This is a genomic window from Vibrio cionasavignyae, from assembly GCF_050337155.1.
In the GTDB taxonomy this organism is placed as follows: Bacteria; Pseudomonadota; Gammaproteobacteria; order Enterobacterales; family Vibrionaceae; genus Vibrio; species Vibrio nomapromontoriensis.
On record NZ_JAKJSR010000009.1, the window covers coordinates 296,864 to 314,549 of the forward strand.

Here is a 17,686-nt window from a genome sequence, read left to right on the forward strand (position 1 = left end):
TCACCACCATTCCCTCTATACTCTACAACCCAAGCTAAGACTGGGGAGGTACTAATGTATTTACCACAAGAAATTATTCGTAAAAAACGCGATGGCCAAGTACTGAGCGCGGAAGAAATTAACTGCTTCATTCAAGGTGTCGCGAATGACACCGTATCAGAAGGCCAAATTGCGGCTTTCGCCATGACGATTTTTTTTAATGAAATGACTATGCCAGAACGTATTGCGCTGACTTGTGCAATGCGTGACTCTGGCATGGTTATCGATTGGGGCCATATGAATTTTGGTGGTCCGATTGTTGATAAACACTCGACTGGCGGGGTCGGAGATGTCACCTCTTTAATGCTTGGTCCTATGATTGCGGCTTGCGGTGGTTTCGTTCCGATGATCTCTGGACGCGGTTTGGGCCATACAGGGGGGACACTTGATAAACTTGAGTCTATTCCTGGCTATGATATTACACCGACAAACGAAGTTTTCGGTCAAGTAACTAAGGAAGCGGGTGTCGCGATTATCGGCCAAACGGGCGATTTAGCACCTGCTGATAAGCGTGTATATGCCACGCGCGATATCACTGCAACCGTTGACAATATCTCTTTGATTACCGCGTCTATTTTATCTAAGAAATTGGCAGCTGGTCTTGAGTCACTGGTTATGGATGTCAAAGTAGGTTCTGGGGCGTTTATGCCCACTTATGAGGCATCTGAAGAGTTAGCGAATTCAATCGTTGCGGTTGCAAACGGCGCAGGTACAAAGACAACTGCTATTCTTACTGATATGAACCAAGTGCTGGCATCGTCAGCAGGCAATGCCGTAGAAGTACGTGAAGCGGTACAGTTTTTAACGGGCGAATACCGTAATCCACGATTGTACGAAGTGACGATGGCACTTTGTAGTGAAATGCTAGTGTTGGCTAAGCTTGCTGATGATAACGAGCAAGCGGATGCAATGCTAAACGAGGTCTTAAACAACGGTAAAGCAGCCCAATGCTTCGGCACTATGGTTGCTGGACTAGGTGGCCCGATAGATTTTGTAGAAAACTATGATAATTACCTAGATAAGGCCGAGATTATTAAGCCTGTCTATGCCGATATTGAAGGTACAGTGTCGGCTATGGATACTCGTGCTATTGGTATGGCTGTTGTTGGAATGGGCGGTGGTCGTCGTGTCGCGACAGATACGATTGACTACGCAGTTGGCTTTGACCAATTTATTAGACTTGGCGAGAGCGCGAATCAAGATAAACCGTTAGCGGTAATCCATGCGCGTAGTGAAGCGCAATGGCAAGACGCGGCAAACGCACTGAAAGCAGCGGTGACGGTGAGTGATCAACCCTATACAGAAACCCCATGTGTATACCGCCATATTCGTGCGGAAGACTTGGCATAGGGTGGGAGAGAGATTATGAAAAGAGCATTTATTTTAGTATTAGATTCATTTGGTATTGGTGCTGCGGGCGACGCTGAAAAATTTGGTGACGTTGGCTCTGATACCATGGGGCACATCGCTGAACATTGTGCGAAAGGTCTTGCTGATAATGACCAGCGTAGCGGTGAATTAACACTGCCAAACCTTTCAAAGCTAGGCTTAGCCATGGCGCATAAAGAGTCAACAGGTGCGCTCGCTCAGGGTATGCATGATGACGTAGAAATCATTGGTGCTTATGGACACGCTGCAGAGCTTTCATCTGGTAAAGACACGCCGTCGGGTCACTGGGAAATTGCCGGTGTGCCGGTATTGTTTGAGTGGGGCTATTTCACTGATAAAGAGAACGCCTTCCCGAAAGAGCTGACCGATCGCATTCTTAAGCGTGCAGGACTGGATAGTTTCTTAGGTAATTGCCACGCATCAGGAACTCAAGTTCTTGATGATCTTGGTGAAGAGCACATGAAAACGGGACAGCCTATCTTTTACACATCGGCTGACTCGGTATTCCAGATCGCTTGTCATGAAGAAACATTTGGACTAGACCGCTTACTAGATCTTTGCCAGATCGCTCGTGAAGAACTAGAAGATTACAACATTGGCCGTGTTATCGCTCGTCCATTTATTGGTCCTGGTAAAGGTCAGTTTGAGCGTACAGGTAACCGCCGAGATCTATCGGTCGAACCACCAGCGCCAACGGTACTGACTAAGTTAGTGGAAGAGAAACAGGGTCAGGTCGTGTCTATTGGTAAGATTGCCGATATTTACGCCAACTGTGGCATCACCAAAAAAGTTAAAGCGACGGGCATCCCTGCGTTGTTTGAAGCAACCAAAGAGCAAATTAAAGAAGCTGGCGATAACACGATTGTTTTCACTAACTTTGTCGATTTTGACTCAGCGTATGGTCACCGTCGTGACGTAGCCGGTTATGCGGCGGCGTTAGAGTATTTTGATTCTCGTATCCATGAAGTGATTGAGCTAATGGAAGAAGACGATGTATTGATTCTTACTGCAGACCACGGTTGTGATCCTACATGGCCAGGCACTGATCACACGCGTGAGCACATCCCTGTCATTGTTTATGGACACAATATACCAGCGGGCTCTTTAGGGCTTCGTGACAGCTTTGCTGATATTGGTCAGAGCCTTGCTAGCTACTTTGGTACGTCTCCAATGGATTACGGAAAGAGCTTTTTGTAGAACAGCTTTTAGGGGCTAGGATTTAGTTCCTAGTTCCTAGTTCCTAGTTCCTAGAATATAAACGTCGAAGCGTTTTAATTATTTAATAAATTTAACGGTTTTAGGTTGTAAATTAACCGAGATTCCTCAAACCCTTGAGGGTTAGAACCGTTCTTGACCAAAAAGGAAAACATAATGGCCACTCCTCACATTAATGCGGAAATGGGTGATTTTGCTGACGTTGTATTAATGCCGGGTGACCCTCTCCGCGCAAAGTACATCGCAGACACGTTTTTGGATGACGCGGTACAGGTGTGTGACGTACGCAGTATGTACGGTTACACAGGTACTTACAAAGGTCGCCGCATCTCTGTAATGGGACATGGTATGGGTATCCCATCATGCTCTATTTATGTAACAGAACTGATTAAAGACTTCGGTGTTAAGAAGATTATTCGTGTAGGCAGTTGTGGTGCAGTAAACGAAGACATTAAAGTTCGTGATGTTGTTATTGGCATGGGCGCGTGTACGGATTCGAAAGTGAACCGCATTCGTTTTAAAAACCATGATTTTGCGGCGATTGCGGACTACAAAATGGTGAGAAATGCAGAAGAAGCGGCCAAAGCACGCGGCATCAACGTGAAAGTAGGCAACTTATTTTCTGCTGAACTGTTTTATACCCCGGATCCAGACATGTTTGATGTAATGGATAAGTACGGTATTGTTGGTGTTGAAATGGAAGCTGCAGGTATTTACGGCGTTGCTGCAGAATACGGAGCTAAAGCGTTGGCGATCTGTACGGTTTCTGATCATATTAAAACCGGTGAACAAACTACATCAGATGAACGTGCGACAACGTTCAATGAAATGATGGAGATTGCGCTAGACTCAGTGCTACTGGGCGACGAAGAGTAATCGGTACTTGTTATAAAAAACCTCGCATTGGCGAGGTTTTTTTATGGAGTTTATTTAAGGCTGTTTTAACAGTAAGTTTTCACCCTTATTCTTGCTGGGGCGGCGCAGAATGACAAGGAGTAACACACCGGAAATAAAGCTCATCAGTATCATCATGTACATGTAACGATCACTTTTTCGGTAGTGGTGATCCGAGATCGCGGTGACTTTTCCGGTCTCAAACGTAATACGTACGAAGCCGATAATACTATTGTCGTTTATGATTGGTTCTATCAGTTGCTGGCGCCCGATACTGGCCGTCGCGAGTGGTGTATCGAGCCCAAGTACTTCTCGTGCTGATTTTGCATCGGTACTGGCAGCTACTTTTACCCCTTCTGCATTATACACGGTCGCATCAAGTACCAATCTTTCGGTTGCTAATTGATTGGTTAACGCACCTAGGCGTTCTTGGTCTTGGTCGATAAGCATTTGTCGAGCAGACAACGAAGCCTGGGAGATTAATATTTTACTTAGTACTTCTAGCTGATTGCTTTGAATTCTCTCGTTACCTTTGCTGATAACAAAGCTATTAGTGGCGATAAAAAATACCATCGCACCAATGAGTCCTAAAGCGACAATGCGTAAAAAATTGCGAAATGAAAACAGTGAACCGTCCATAATCTTACAAAAGGTCTAAGAAATTACTGATTGGTTTATATTGAGACTTGCACAAGTAAATTGCAATAGGGTACCGTCGTAGTAATTTTCTTATGAAGGATAAGACATGGACGCTGTAAAGCCTTTAGTGATTTCAAAGCGCATTCCCTTAAAGGAGCGCTTTCCGGAAACCCTACTTTCACATCAACTAGAAAAGAGCAAAGCCTCTTGGATAGTGTACGCTCCGTACCTCTCTGTCAGCATGTTTAATGACATGGATTTTTATGTGGGGCAGTCGAGCCGTATTCTTGAAGCTTGGCAAGTTGGACCGTATGAAGTGGCGTTAATGGCCGGAACGTTAACGTCTGAGCATCAGAAAATCTTGGCGGAATTACAAGTGGATTGCTCGGCATTATGTGATGTGCCTGATCTTAACAAGCCGGGAGTGATCGTACTCGATATGGATTCTACTGCGATTCAAATTGAGTGCATTGATGAGATTGCAAAGTTAGCTGGCGTTGGTGAGCAAGTGGCGCAAGTGACGGAACGAGCAATGCAAGGCGAGCTAGATTTTGAGCAAAGCTTACGTCAGCGCGTAGGGACATTGAAAGGGGCTGATGAGTCGATACTTAGCGCCGTTCGTGCTGAACTACCCATGATGCCAGAGCTAAGAGAGATGATTAAAACGCTGCAGTCTCGAGGCTGGAAAACGGCGATTGCATCCGGTGGATTTACCTACTTCTCAGACTACTTGAAACAAGAACTATCTCTTGATTATGCTCAATCCAACACGCTGGAAATCGTTGATGGCAAACTGACTGGCGCCGTGATTGGCGAAGTGGTTGATGCTGAAAAGAAAGCCGATATCTTACAGTCGCTAGCTGAAGAATACGATATTGAACCGCACAATACGATTGCTGTTGGTGATGGCGCTAATGACTTAGTGATGATGCATGCCGCTGGTTTGGGTATTGCTTACCATGCAAAACCTAAAGTCGAAGAAAAAGCGCAAGTGGCGATTAAGTTTGCCGGACTTGGCGGCGTGGTATGCATATTATCAGGGTTACTGGCGAAGCAAAAAAGAGTGAATTGGTAATACCCACTCGCTCATTTGGTTTATGAGTTAAGCCGTGCGGCGTACACAGTGTGTGTACATTCAAACCAAAAGGGGGATTGCTAGTCGGCAATCCCCCTTTTTTAGTAACAGAGAAGTCTAGAGTTAAATTCGGTTGATCAGCAATTTAGCTCCAAACGAATAAGCACTTCTTCAGTAATATCAATGACCTCACAGTAGCCACAGATTGCCGTCATTTCATTTTCCAAATTTCTAGCATGACTTAGGCTAAGCGTTAATAGTTCGTTGATGTCCTTTTTCATTAGAGTTGTCAGGGCATCAAAAACCGGGCCTGAAGATACTCTGAGTATGTACAATTCACCCATTGTTAAGGCGTCTTTAATAAACCTTATCCGTTTTTGTGTTGAATCAAAGTCTTCACGAAGCCGTGTATGTACTGATTGAATTCGGTCCCCGAGTTTAAGCACGCCAATATACAATTCATGATAGACGATTTTAGAACCTGGTCGGCGTTTCATCGGTTCGGCAATCATGCTATTACTGCGATTTTTAAAGATGGGCTCTAGCGCCAGTTTTTGCTGATGACCTATGCGTTCAAAAAACTGCAGATAACCCGGAAGTGGGAAATTAACACCCACGACTCGGCTCTTAACCGAAGTGCCTCGTTTGTCGATGTAGATTGGCGTACTGACCATTTTCCCAAGTAGTACGTTATGCAACGATTCAAGCAGCTCAGGGCTTGGCAAGATTTCGGTTTTGATAAGCAGTTTGTCACGATTATTTTCAATCATGCCATTGAAAAATGCGATGATTTTGATGGTTTTTCCTGACTCTGCAATGGCAAGAAACGCCGTTTTCTTATCCTCAGACATGCGCACAACGTGGTAGGGAACATGGTTAAGAGGTAGGGTTTTGTTGTAGAGTTGCAATTCTTGAAATGCGACGGAGACCTTCATTCCGGTGCTAAGAGCCGCAGGGCTACGCAGCTGAATACTGGCACCACGTTTTGAAATGTCGAGAGTAACCCCTTCAATGCTTTCATTATTTTCATTAACAATGGTGACGGGTGTGCGAAATTCGTATCGTGGCTCTTTTCGTCTAGACTCAGCGTCAAAATAGAGCCCACGCGGTTGACCAATGACTTTTCTTGGGTGTCTAAAACGGTTTAAGCCGCTAGCTGGAATGCGAGGTTTTTCGGTAAATAAATAATCACTTGCCGATGTTTGGTCGCTAATTTCCTGCAAAATCGCGAAATGAGTCAGTTTTTCTGGCTTAGCCACTAACTCACTGTAGTGTTTCGAAATGGCAACGACATCGTTTTCTGATAATTCAAAGACCGAGAGACGAAACGCTTTCCAGCTTGCTCGTCTGGCACCGACATGCCAAAAAAGTTGCCGTTCTTCTCTACTGGCTTCAGGCATCATCATTGAGTAAAACAATTTCATACCATTGTGATCATGGGTAAAGGTATAGAGAACGTTACTGCAGCCTTTAATCCCCGTTTTGATCAGAAGTTCCATCCGCTCAGGTGAAAACAGTGAGCCAAGCGCTTGTTGGTGGCGCTCATCGTGCCAATAATTCCATATATCTTTATTATTTTCGGTAAGTAGAGAGACTTTAAGTTCGTTACCGCTAAAGAATAGCGGTAGATTACAAGCATGTTTTAGGTAAGTGTGCTCGTAGCCTCGCGTGCGGGCACGAGTAATTCGGTCTTGATTATCATGACGAATTTTTTTGGACTCTGTATTTAACGTTTTTTCTACGATTTGCTCAACAGCATTAGTGCGGGTCAACCTTAAGGTACGTAGGTACTTCACTGGAGAGACGCCGTGAATGCCATCAACACCAAGAACTCGATATTCAATTGGCAATTCGATGTCTTTGACGTTACTCCCCTTGGCTAATTCCTCAAAGCGAACGTTGATGATTTGCCCGAGGTCATAATCAAAGGTGCCCGGCACTTTAAATTTAGCGCCAGAGTTTGATAAGTCGACGCTTAAGCCGTGCACCTGTTCGCCATTTTCGAGCTCAATAGAGACTTGGGATTCAAGTCTAAGGCGGTTTTCTTTGCGCTTTAGATCGTACCCTAAATTAATCGCTTCTGCCGCGTAAGGGCTGTCAGGGTCGGTAAGCTCACCTTCGTGCTTTAATTTTTGCTCGTTTCCAATGGTACTAATGGTTTGCTTATTAACGAGAGCTTCCCACACTCCTTCAGTGTAACCACCAAACTTACGAGTCAGTTTGTGGTACATATCAAATGCTCTGTCATCGAGCCAGTGTGTGAGCCCATCAAATTGGTATTCATGGCAATGTGAAGAGACGCGCCCTCGAAGATCAATACGTTTATGACAAGGCGCCATTAGTCTATTGAGCTCCATTTTAACGAGCAGTTTCGCCGATGGCGTCTCACCTTCAGTGATTTGTTTGAGAACAAAGTCAAAATCTTCGGCGTGATAAGCCGGTATTAGTCGTTCTGCGAGAGAAAGTATTTCTGATTGCTGCATGAGTTTTGTTAAAGTGTCCCTGTTTGATGGCGATGCCATCATCGATATAACAGCGCAATAAAGTTTTATCGGCTAGTGTACCGCAATCCTTAGCGATATCTGCTGATGATTTTACAGCATTTTAATTGAATATTTTTCGTGGATTATCTCGTCTTGGCAATAATTATTGCTTGTCGGAACGAAAATAATAACCGGAAGCACAAAAAAGCAACGTCCTTGCAGGGCGGTAAGTGCAAGCGATTGCATTGTTATTATTATTTTATGTCAATGAGGTAGTGAATAAAGTATGGCAAAAGCGAAAAGAGCTTACGTGTGTAATGATTGCGGCGCAGACTTTCCTCGTTGGCAAGGGCAATGTAATGCATGTGGAGCGTGGAATACAATTTCTGAAGTTCGCCTTGCTGCATCGCCTCAAGTGGCACGTAACGAGCGCCTAGCTGGTTACGCTGGTGGAGCAACGGAAGCCAGTGTTCAGACCTTGTCTGAAATTGATTTGCAAGAAGTCCCACGATTTTCGAGTAGTTTTAAAGAGCTCGACCGCGTGCTTGGCGGTGGTGTTGTGCCAGGTGCGGCCATTCTTATTGGTGGTAACCCTGGGGCGGGTAAGTCGACGTTACTATTACAAGCAATGTGTCGCCTATCATCGCAAATGCCAACGCTGTACGTTACGGGGGAAGAATCGCTACAACAAGTGGCCATGCGTGCATCCAGACTTGGGCTGCCAAAAGATCATTTGAAGATGCTTTCGGAAACCAATGTCGACCGTATTTGCCAAGTTGCAGAAAAAGAGCAGCCGAAGTTGATGGTGATTGACTCTATTCAAGTCATGCACGTATCAGATGTTCAGTCTTCACCGGGTAGCGTGGCACAGGTTCGTGAATCAGCTACCGCGTTAACGCGTTATGCCAAGCAAAATAATGTCGCGATCTTTATGGTAGGTCACGTTACCAAAGACGGTATTTTAGCCGGTCCTAAGGTTCTTGAGCATATTATTGATTGTTCAGTTTTACTGGATGGCGGAACGGATAGTCGCTTTAGGACTTTACGTAGTCATAAAAACCGTTTTGGCGCAGTGAATGAGCTGGGCGTGTTTGCCATGACAGAGCAAGGGCTAAAAGAAGTCAGTAATCCATCGGCGATTTTCTTATCACGTGGAGAGGAAGAAACGTCCGGCAGCTCCGTCATGGTGGTATGGGAAGGTACGCGACCGTTACTGGTTGAAATTCAAGCCTTGGTGGATTACAGCCAGCTTGCTAATCCAAGACGAGTTTCCGTTGGTTTGGATCAAAATAGACTCTCGTTATTGCTGGCGGTATTACATAAACACGGCGGCTTACAAATGGCAGACCAAGATGTCTTTGTTAATGTTGTGGGTGGCGTTAAAGTCACGGAAACCAGTGCTGATTTAGCTCTAGTCATGGCGCTGTTGTCCAGTTTTAAAGATCGACCGCTGCCAAAAGACGTGGTGGTGTTTGGTGAGGTTGGACTCGCGGGAGAAATCCGTCCGGTTCCAAGTGGGCAAGAACGTTTGATGGAAGCGTTTAAGCACGGTTTTAAGCGTGCGATTGTTCCAGCAGCCAATATGCCAAAAGGTGGTATAGAAGGGATGCAAATTCATGGTGTTAAAAAGTTGTCAGAAGCTCTATCGGCCTTTGATGAACTTTAGCTTCGTACGAAATAAACGACGAGTGGTGCGTTAAATGCACTTTTAATAGTGGCTTTTCTGAAATTTTAGGTAGAATAGCGCCCACAAAGTCTGTGATTTTTAGAAACGACATCGAAAAATCACAAAGAGCAGCTAAAATTAACTGCGAACTTACGTAAGGTACTCTGTAGTAATGGGCTTACTGGGGCAGGCTTTCATCTTAATTTAGATGGAGTTGCGTCATAGTCGATGCTTAAGGGTATAACTTTTTTTTAATGCAAGTGCACGCAATGGTATCCGTCTTGACAGATTGTGATATACTCTGCGCGCATTTTATATCCTATTAACAGAGTAAAACGATGACTGATTTATCAAAATACAGAAATATTGGTATTTTCGCGCACGTTGATGCGGGTAAAACCACTACAACTGAGCGTATTCTTAAACTGACTGGCCAAATCCATAAGACTGGTGAAGTTCATGATGGTGAATCAACTACCGACTTCATGGAACAGGAAGCTGAGCGCGGAATTACTATCCAGTCAGCGGCAGTTAGCTGTTTTTGGAACGATCACCGTTTGAACGTTATCGATACTCCTGGACACGTTGACTTTACAGTTGAAGTATATCGTTCACTTAAAGTACTTGATGGCGGTATCGGTGTATTCTGTGGTTCTGGTGGTGTTGAGCCTCAATCAGAAACTAACTGGCGTTACGCGAACGAATCAGAAGTATCTCGTCTGATCTTCGTTAACAAACTAGACCGTATGGGCGCTGACTTCTTTAACGTTGTTGACCAAGTTAAAAACGTTCTAGGTGCTAACCCACTAGTTATGGTTCTACCTATCGGCCGCGAAGATGACTTCGTTGGTGTTGTAGACCTTCTAAGCCGTAAAGCATACGTTTGGGATGACACAGGTCTTCCAGAAAACTACGAAATCCTAGATGTTCCTGCGGACATGGTTGATGACGTTGAAACGTACCGTGAAGAGTTGATCGAGACTGCTGTAGAGCAAGACGACGACCTAATGGAAGCGTACATGGAAGGTGAAGAGCCTTCAATCGAAGACATCAAGCGTTGTATCCGTAAAGGTACTCGTGACCTAGCGTTCTTCCCAACATTCTGTGGTTCTGCATTTAAGAACAAGGGTGTTCAGATCGTTCTTGATGCTGTAGTTGATTACCTACCTGCTCCAACAGAAGTAGATCCTCAACCACTAACAGACAAAGAAACTGGCGAACCAACTGGTGAAGTTGCGACAGTATCTGCTGATGAGCCACTACGTGCGCTAGCGTTCAAAATCATGGACGACCGTTTCGGTGCTCTAACGTTTATCCGTATTTACTCAGGTAAACTGAACAAGGGTGACACTATCCTTAACTCTGCAACTGGTAAAACAGAGCGTATCGGCCGTATGGTTGAGATGCAAGCAGATGAGCGTAACGAACTTACTTCAGCTCAAGCGGGTGACATCATCGCTGTAGTTGGTATGAAGAACGTTCAAACTGGTCACACTCTATGTGATGTTAAGCACGAGTGTACGCTTGAGCCAATGATCTTCCCAACACCAGTAATCTCAATCGCTGTAACTCCAAAAGACAAAGGCGGTTCTGAGAAAATGGGTATCGCGATCGGTAAAATGGTTGCAGAAGATCCATCTTTCCAAGTTGAAACTGACGAAGAAACTGGCGAAACCATCCTTAAAGGTATGGGTGAGCTTCACCTAGACATTAAAGTTGATATCCTTAAGCGTACTTACGGTGTTGACCTAACTGTTGGTGCTCCTCAAGTTGCTTACCGTGAAACTATCACTCAAGCAATTGAAGATAGCTACACGCACAAGAAACAGTCTGGTGGTTCTGGTCAATTCGGTAAGATCGATTACCGTATCAAGCCTGGCGAAGCTGGTTCTGGTTTCTCGTTCAAATCAACAGTTGTTGGTGGTAACGTACCTAAAGAATTCTGGCCTGCAGTTGAAAAAGGCTTTGCTGGAATGATGGACAACGGTGTTCTTGCTGGCTTCCCAACGCTAGACGTTGAAGTTGAGCTATTCGACGGTGGCTTCCACGCAGTTGACTCATCTGCAATCGCATTTGAAATCGCAGCGAAAGGTGCATTCCGTCAGTCTATGCCTAAAGCAGGTGCACAACTTCTTGAGCCTATCATGAACGTTGACGTGTTCACTCCAGACGATCACGTAGGTGACGTTATCGGTGACCTTAACCGTCGTCGTGGTATGATCAAAGACCAACAAGCTGGTGCTACTGGTGTTCGTATTAAAGCTGACGTACCTCTTTCTGAGATGTTCGGCTACATCGGTCACCTACGTACAATCACTTCTGGTCGTGGCCAATTCTCTATGGAATTCGCTCACTACGCACCGTGCCCAATGAACGTTGCTGAAGAAGTTATTGCTAAAGTTAAAGAAGAGAAAGCAAACAAGTAATTGTTTGATTAATCTTTAAAAAACCCGCCTTTTGGCGGGTTTTTTGTTTTACATAATGATATTTAAATCATGCTAGTGCAGGCGACTAGCAATATCGAGATTATTTGAGAGAAAAGTTAGTATCAAGTATCTTTAAATTTTTGATTGGTCGGTTGTGAAAATTGTCTACTTCGCTTTGCAGCCAGCGACAGAAAGAAGTGATTTTCTCCCTTTGAAAATAACCAGCAGGCGCACAAACATAATAACGATACCTTGGCCTAAGCCCAATTTGGCCAATTCGTATTAATTTTCCTTCTTCGATATAACGCGCCGCTAAGCTGTGCTTAACCAATGCTACCCCTTGAACTGCCAGAGCACCCTCCACAACAAAGTGAGAACCGTTATATTGAATGGTTGGCCTACTTGCCTGACAGTCAACATTTTTGAGCCAAGTGCTCCAGTCCATGTCTGGCCATGTATCTTCAATAAGATCAGCTCGAGAAAGATCATTGATGTCGTAAATGCCATGCTTTTCTTGATAAAGGGGATGACAAACAGGATAAATAATTTCATCCATTAAAAAGCGTGATTCTATATTGTCATAATTCCCCTCTCCGTAACGAATACAGATATCAACCAAACTGTCTTGAAACAGCACCAGTTTGTTCGTGGGCTCGACCAAGATAGAAAGGGCTTCATACTGCTCTCGAAAGTTTTGTATTCTCGGTATTAGCCAATGCTGAGCAAAAGAGGGAGGGGTAGATATAGAAAGTCGATTCGGCTCGGGATCTTGATTAATTAATCTCACTCCTTGTTGCAGATGTTTGAAGCCTTGTTTGGCTTCATCAAATAGCAGTTTACCTTCACGAGTTAGTTGTATCTTTCGGTGAGAGCGGTGAAAGAGTTGCGTGCCAACGGATTCTTCTAATTGGCGGATTTGTTGGCTAATTGCCGCTGCGGTGACAAACAGTGACTCTGAGGCTCTTTTAAAACTGCCTAGTTCTGCAGCGATATAAAAATAGTAGAGACCTTGCAGTGGGGGTAATCGTTCATTCACATTAGTTTTCCTTAACTCAATGTCAAATTCAATCATTTGTCAGACGAGGTGTGATGCTTGAAAATTATCTCAACACTAAAGGGAGGTCAAGGCTATGAATGCACTAACGATGAAAATAAGGGCTGTGAGTCTATTTTGTTTAATAAATTTAGTTAAGAAAAACTACTCCATTACCAAGGGTTGGTATCAAAACCATCGCACCAGAAAACACTTGTCAGAGCTTCCTATGTATTTATGGGATGATATAGGCGTGACTCAAGAGCAAGTTGTAACGGAGGCTAGAAAGGAATTTAAGGAAAAATAAAAGAGCTGCTAACAGCTCTTTTAAGACAGGAAGTGGGTAGAATCGTACGGTTACTCTTCCCAAACGACCAGCTTGTCTTTCGGCCAGTTATGACCAGTTTCATGGTATTTTTGTTCGAGTAGATGACGTTTTATTTTTAGTGTCGGCGTTAAGATACCATTCTCGATGCTCCATGGGTCTTTGATCATCAGAACGCCTTTTATCTGTTCGTGCGATTCGAGTTCTTTGTTCATCCGCTTGACTACACGCTCAGCAGTACGCGCATAGCGTTTCTTGTCGAAGTTCGGGAAGTCATGTGGCACCACCAATAAAATGGGACCAGGGAGGCCTAAACCAATCAGGCACATCATCTCCACGCGGCTATATTCGAACAGTTTTTTCTCAATAGGAACGGGGGCGACAAACTTACCTTTCGCCGTTTTGAAGTTGTCTTTTTTACGTCCTTGGATGCTTAGGTAGCCGTCACTATCAATAGCACCCACATCACCAGTATGTAGCCATCCGTCATTATCAAAACACTCTTGCGTTGCAATGTCGTTTTTATAATAGCCCGTGAATAGTCCCTTGCTTCGAACCATAATTTCATCATCGGCAGCGATTTTTAGCTCTATTCCCGGACCTGCGTTGCCAACGGTTCCAATCTTATCCGCCTTAAACGGGTGGTTGATCGTACTGTAGGCAAAGGTTTCAGTCATGCCCCATGCTTCGGTAATGTTAAGTCCGACTTTGTGATACCACTCCAATAGCGCAGGAGAAACCGGTGCAGAGCCACATCCTAGAACTCTGGCTTGATCCAGTCCTAGCCCGTCAATTAGCTTTTTCTTAATTAGCGAGTTTACAAACGGTATTTTCAGTAAGAAATTTAACTTCTTCTGCGGCAGTTTATCTTGGATACGCTGTTGGAATAGGGTCCATAAACGCGGAACGGAAATAAACAACGTAGGCCGCTGCATTTTGACATCTTCAATGAAGGTATCGAGCGATTCTGGGAATGCCGTCATTACGCCGCCTTGGATAGAGGATCCAAAAATATACACACGTTCAGTGATGTGTGCTAATGGCAGGTAAGAAAACAAGCGGTCATTCGCCTCTATGCCAATATGGTCAATGAGCATTTGCACCGACCAGCTAAAAGCGCCAAAAGTGAGCATTGCGCCTTTTGGTAACCCTGAAGTCCCTGAGGTATAGACGAGAGACATTAGCTTATCGTCATGATGGACGGGGCGCTCAGTACTTGGCTCGTGCTTAGCGATAAGGTCGGTAAACGTGTGCTGGCACGCAGGCGCACTGTCGTAAGGTAGAGCGATACTAACAACATCAGGTAATTGAGCGATAACCTGAGCAGTAGCGGCGTCGTCGTCTAGTTTACCAGCAATCAATGCTTTGCTTTCACTGTGCGTGATACAGTATTCAATCGTATCTGCCCCGGCAGTCGGAAAAACAGGGACGCTTACATAGTCTCCAAGCATGAGTGCAAGATCGCAGATAAACCACTCAGCACAGTTCTTAGAGATGAGTGCCACTTTGTCGCCCGGCTGAATGCCGAGTGCACGAAGCGACGAGACAAGTCGTAGTGCTTTATCCGCCACTTCCGCGTAGGTAAATTCAACAAATTCACGATTAATGATTTGCTTAAGGTAGACCTCATTCGGTCGTTCTTGTGCCCATTTTAGGATCATTTCATTGGGCGGTGGTAGTGTACAGCTGGAGTGTGCGCTTTCGTTAGGCAGTATCATTCTTGAACTCCGTTTTCGTGTAGAACGATAATTTATAGTTATTTTATTGTTAAGTTAATGTTAACAAATACAATGTTAGCCTCATGGTGCGACTACTGCAAGTGCCGAGTTGTGATAATTCGTGTCCCTGAGCACAGAATTGGAGTAAATACTCAGTTTTTATGTGAGCTCACCCGATAAAGAGTGAGCGGTTTGGTCTTAGCTAGCAAAGTGAGCATTGGTCAGCATAATGTTTTTAACTTTGTTCTGATGACAGCGCAATGGGTGAACACAATTACCATCGAGCTGTCCTTGTGCCACCATTTTTTCCAGCTCTAGCAGTGCGTGAGTCAATGACCACGATTCACTGTAATGGCGATGGCTCGTTAACGCATCGAAAATATTGGCGACGGTCACAATGCGAGCAGCAATCGGGATCTGTGCGTGTTTGAGGCCAAACGGATAACCGGTCCCATTTAAGTATTCATGGTGGTAACGAATGATATCGCTGAGTAAATGTGTGCAAGCATATTGTCGTTCACTCACTTGGCGCGCGAGTTGATTGATCAAGTTGACGCCTTGCTGAACTCTACCCGCGATTAAGGTGGCGTTATCCCAATCTTGCAACCAAAGTGAGCACTGTTTGGAGCTTAACGTTGAATACTTGCCAATGTCGTGTAAACAGGCGAATCGAACGATATGATCGATGGTTTCATCGTCAAGTTGATAGAGAGGAGCGATATGATCCGCGATGATGTGTGCATATTGCCCAACGCGATAGGCATGCTCAATATTGTCACGCTCTCCAACGAGCGATGTAGTGCGAACCGAGTGCGCCATTTCTTCAGCTGCTTGGATTAAGGTACTTTGCTCATTGACTAAAGCTGTGACTTCTTTTGTTCGTAGGGTGAGTTCATCAACCGTTACATTATCAAAAAATTGTGGTTTGTTGACGTCGAAGAACAGCAAGCCAGTAAATTGATTTTGCTCCATGATGGGCAGTGTGAGTGATGCTGCATAGCCTTGTTCAAGTAGCCACGTAGAATGAGGTGAATCCGCGGTAATGTTAGAGGCAATATCATTGACCACCCGACTTTTTTGCTGACAAACCAACCTGCCCAATGAGGTTGATGGTGAAATGGGGGCGCGATAACGCACTAATGGTGAGCCTTCTATCGTGCTGTGAACGAACGTTCTCAATTCAGAATGAGCGGGATCAAAGAGCGCGATGGATATTCTAGAGAGCTCTGGTATCTCTTGACGCAATGCTTGATGGGTAGTTTTTAGCTCCTGACCGATAGAGTAGCTACGCTGATGGGAGCGCCTATCATTGTCCAAATATTCCTTTCTCATACTAGCCTCCTATGCGTGAGCAACGTTAATGGCTGTTTCGCTAGCGTCGGTGTCTGGGATGGACTTTGGGTATATCAACGCTAATGTATTTTCGCGAGCGAAGTAAAGTGAACCAGTTAAGTCGAAGGGATAGATTTGGAGAGAGTGTGGAAAGGGATGAACGATCGGCAAACCTAACCCCTTAAAAGAGTGTAAGGCTTGCCGACAAGCGTGACGAGTGAAATTGATTAAAACTGCATCAATTCTTGATTTATATTAAGTTTTGGACAAAAGGGCTGATGAGCCCAGCAGCAGCGAAAAAAGCCACCATCCATACGATAGGCAGTTTGAACTGCTTTAGAAGTAACCCTCCCGTCAGTACCCAAGCTAAATCAATAGGTTCGAGGACAGCACTGATAAATACCGGTTGATACAGCGCGGCAATCAGTAAGCCGACAACTGCGGCATTGACGCCGTTGAGCGCACCTGAAATGGCAGGGACTTTTGCTAATTGCTGCCAGTGCTTTAATACGCCAATTAATAGTAGAAAACCCGGTATAAATACGCCTAGAGTTGCGATAATCGCACCCCATATCGGTGCATTCGGCAATAAGGCATAGCCGATGTAGGTGGCAAAGGTAAACATAGGACCTGGAACGGCTTGCGCTGCCGCATAACCAGTAAGAAATACGTCTTGAGTGATTTTGTCACCGACAATATTTTGCAGCAATGGTAAGACGACATGCCCACCACCAAAGACTAAGCTGCCTGCTTGGAAGAAATCAGAAAACAACTGTAATGAAGGTGACAACCAAGTAATCAGCGGTAGACCTAGCAATAAGGCGAAAAAGAGCCCTATTGGGAAGTAAGACAGTTTTATCGATGATTGCGTTGGACGTAATTCCGGATTTGCTAAGTAGCGCACGCCAATTAACGCTGCAGCCAGCAAAATTACAATTTGTGTAATAACACTTTGGAATAGCAGTAGTGCAACGGCTGTTGAAATACATAGTGCGACAGTGAGCTTTTGTTGGCAGAAGTTTTTATACATTCCCCAAGCCGCATCGGCGACCACGACTACTGCGAGCAGTTTTAGACCGTGTACTAGGCTTTGAAAGTAATTCGACTCAGTTAATTGACTGCTCAGTAAAGCCAGCGCGATCATCAAAATAATCGAAGGCAGGGTGAAGCCGAGAAATGCCATGATCCCTCCACCTAATCCTGCCCGTTGGTAACCCACGGCAAAGCCAACTTGGCTAGAGCCAGGACCGGGAAGAAATTGACTAAGCGCAACCATTTGCGCGTACTCTTCATCCGACAACCATTGCATTTTTTCAACGAAAGTTTGTCTGAAGTAACCAATATGAGCCGCTGGGCCGCCAAAACTGACCCAGCCTAGGGCAAAAAAGAGTTTGAAAATGGAGAATAGTGACTCATTGGGCGCTGAATCTTTTGATAGTACTGTCACTTCGG

General features: G+C 44.8%; 13 protein-coding genes. 7 read left to right on the top strand and 6 right to left on the bottom strand.

Features of this window, described 5'->3' with window-relative positions; genetic code table 11:
* The first annotated feature begins 54 nt into the window (after window positions 1–54).
* From deoA to deoD, 3 genes are all read left to right on the top strand, one after another.
* Window positions 55–1,389: a thymidine phosphorylase gene (gene deoA, locus L4D74_RS01940; protein WP_428750458.1), complete on the top strand. Its 1,335-nt coding sequence runs from the start codon at window positions 55–57 to the stop codon at window positions 1,387–1,389.
* A 15-nt stretch (window positions 1,390–1,404) separates the two neighbouring features.
* Window positions 1,405–2,625: a phosphopentomutase gene (locus tag L4D74_RS01945; RefSeq protein ID WP_428750459.1), complete on the top strand. Its 1,221-nt coding sequence runs from the start codon at window positions 1,405–1,407 to the stop codon at window positions 2,623–2,625.
* 174 nt (window positions 2,626–2,799) lie between these two features.
* Window positions 2,800–3,519, top strand: a complete 720-nt coding sequence (deoD, locus tag L4D74_RS01950) for a purine-nucleoside phosphorylase (RefSeq protein WP_265673743.1) — start codon at window positions 2,800–2,802, stop codon at window positions 3,517–3,519.
* 54 nt (window positions 3,520–3,573) lie between these two features.
* On the opposite strand, the gene L4D74_RS01955 is transcribed toward deoD, so the two are convergent.
* Window positions 3,574–4,176, bottom strand: coding sequence for a YtjB family periplasmic protein (locus L4D74_RS01955; RefSeq protein WP_428750460.1), 603 nt, complete (start codon window positions 4,174–4,176; stop codon window positions 3,574–3,576).
* Between the two features lie 106 nt (window positions 4,177–4,282).
* Here L4D74_RS01955 and serB point away from each other — a divergent pair, with 106 nt between their 5' ends.
* A complete protein-coding gene (serB, locus tag L4D74_RS01960; protein WP_428750461.1) occupies window positions 4,283–5,251 on the top strand; it encodes a phosphoserine phosphatase in 969 nt (322 codons plus the stop codon).
* A gap of 137 nt (window positions 5,252–5,388) precedes the next feature.
* Here the strand turns inward: serB and L4D74_RS01965 are convergent, their stop codons facing one another.
* Window positions 5,389–7,734, bottom strand: a complete 2,346-nt coding sequence (locus L4D74_RS01965; RefSeq protein WP_428750462.1) for a PilZ domain-containing protein — start codon at window positions 7,732–7,734, stop codon at window positions 5,389–5,391.
* A gap of 286 nt (window positions 7,735–8,020) precedes the next feature.
* On the opposite strand from L4D74_RS01965, the gene radA reads away from it, so the two are divergent.
* Entirely contained in the window at window positions 8,021–9,400 is a 1,380-nt protein-coding gene (gene radA / locus L4D74_RS01970; RefSeq protein WP_428750463.1) for a DNA repair protein RadA, read from the top strand.
* Between the two features lie 338 nt (window positions 9,401–9,738).
* Window positions 9,739–11,826, top strand: coding sequence for an elongation factor G (gene fusA, locus L4D74_RS01975; protein WP_428750464.1), 2,088 nt, complete (start codon window positions 9,739–9,741; stop codon window positions 11,824–11,826).
* A gap of 100 nt (window positions 11,827–11,926) precedes the next feature.
* Here fusA and L4D74_RS01980 read toward each other — a convergent pair whose 3' ends face one another.
* On the bottom strand, window positions 11,927–12,862 hold the full coding sequence (locus L4D74_RS01980; protein ID WP_428750465.1) for a LysR substrate-binding domain-containing protein: 936 nt from the start codon (window positions 12,860–12,862) through the stop codon (window positions 11,927–11,929).
* Between the two features lie 94 nt (window positions 12,863–12,956).
* Here L4D74_RS01980 and L4D74_RS01985 point away from each other — a divergent pair, with 94 nt between their 5' ends.
* Entirely contained in the window at window positions 12,957–13,166 is a 210-nt protein-coding gene (locus L4D74_RS01985; RefSeq protein WP_428750466.1) for a DUF1127 domain-containing protein, read from the top strand.
* Between the two features lie 50 nt (window positions 13,167–13,216).
* On the opposite strand, the gene L4D74_RS01990 is transcribed toward L4D74_RS01985, so the two are convergent.
* The 3 genes from L4D74_RS01990 to chrA all read right to left on the bottom strand — a co-directional run bounded on the left by L4D74_RS01990 (window position 13,217) and on the right by chrA (window position 17,681).
* Window positions 13,217–14,902 carry an AMP-binding protein gene (locus tag L4D74_RS01990; RefSeq protein WP_428750467.1) on the bottom strand — a complete coding sequence of 562 codons (1,686 nt, stop codon included), beginning with the start codon at window positions 14,900–14,902 and terminating at the stop codon, window positions 13,217–13,219.
* A 198-nt stretch (window positions 14,903–15,100) separates the two neighbouring features.
* Complete coding sequence (locus L4D74_RS01995) at window positions 15,101–16,234, bottom strand: HD domain-containing phosphohydrolase (protein ID WP_428750468.1); 1,134 nt, start codon at window positions 16,232–16,234, stop codon at window positions 15,101–15,103.
* Between the two features lie 250 nt (window positions 16,235–16,484).
* Window positions 16,485–17,681 (bottom strand): chromate efflux transporter, encoded by a 1,197-nt coding sequence (gene chrA, locus L4D74_RS02000; protein WP_428750469.1) that lies wholly within the window; start codon window positions 17,679–17,681, stop codon window positions 16,485–16,487.
* Between the last annotated feature and the right edge of the window lie 5 nt (window positions 17,682–17,686).

Bases quoted from the DNA above. Each gene is read 5' to 3' on its own strand.
- deoA (WP_428750458.1), top strand. From the start codon at position 55: ATGTATTTACCACAAGAAATTATTCGTAAAAAACGCGATGGCCAAGTA.
- L4D74_RS01955 (WP_428750460.1), bottom strand. From the start codon at position 4,176: ATGGACGGTTCACTGTTTTCATTTCGCAATTTTTTACGCATTGTCGCT.
- serB (WP_428750461.1), top strand. From the start codon at position 4,283: ATGGACGCTGTAAAGCCTTTAGTGATTTCAAAGCGCATTCCCTTAAAG.
- L4D74_RS01990 (WP_428750467.1), bottom strand. From the start codon at position 14,902: ATGATACTGCCTAACGAAAGCGCACACTCCAGCTGTACACTACCACCG.
- deoD (WP_265673743.1), top strand. From the start codon at position 2,800: ATGGCCACTCCTCACATTAATGCGGAAATGGGTGATTTTGCTGACGTT.
- L4D74_RS01965 (WP_428750462.1), bottom strand. From the start codon at position 7,734: ATGCAGCAATCAGAAATACTTTCTCTCGCAGAACGACTAATACCGGCT.
- fusA (WP_428750464.1), top strand. From the start codon at position 9,739: ATGACTGATTTATCAAAATACAGAAATATTGGTATTTTCGCGCACGTT.
- radA (WP_428750463.1), top strand. From the start codon at position 8,021: ATGGCAAAAGCGAAAAGAGCTTACGTGTGTAATGATTGCGGCGCAGAC.
- L4D74_RS01995 (WP_428750468.1), bottom strand. From the start codon at position 16,234: ATGAGAAAGGAATATTTGGACAATGATAGGCGCTCCCATCAGCGTAGC.
- L4D74_RS01985 (WP_428750466.1), top strand. From the start codon at position 12,957: ATGAATGCACTAACGATGAAAATAAGGGCTGTGAGTCTATTTTGTTTA.
- L4D74_RS01945 (WP_428750459.1), top strand. From the start codon at position 1,405: ATGAAAAGAGCATTTATTTTAGTATTAGATTCATTTGGTATTGGTGCT.